This window comes from Salifodinibacter halophilus (genome assembly GCA_012999515.1).
Classification (GTDB): Bacteria; Pseudomonadota; Gammaproteobacteria; order Nevskiales; family Salinisphaeraceae; genus Salifodinibacter; species Salifodinibacter halophilus.
Genome location: JABEEB010000733.1, coordinates 1 through 236 on the forward strand (window position 1 = coordinate 1; position 236 = coordinate 236).

Genomic DNA, 236 nt, shown 5'->3' on the forward strand with positions numbered 1-236 from the left:
GCGTCCGGCAGGTCCTCGGCCGTCGCGGACGACCGAACGGCGACGAAGGCGTCGCCCCCGCCGACGCTCCGGTAGGCGTCGAGAATCTCTTCTCGCACGTCGTCCGGCATCGGCGTCTCCATGATGAGGTTGTGAGCCGTCTCGTGGGCCGCCTGTAGCGCCGCGGAGTCCTCGTGGTCGACCTCGACCGCGGCGAACAACTCGTCGTCGATGCCCGCGTCCTCGATGAACGCGCG

At 69.9% G+C, this 236-nt stretch carries 1 protein-coding gene; it reads right to left on the reverse strand.

From position 1 onward, the window contains the following. A partial coding sequence (locus HKX41_13500) for a phosphoenolpyruvate synthase (GenBank protein ID NNC25148.1) occupies positions 1-236 on the reverse strand: 236 nt, incomplete at both ends.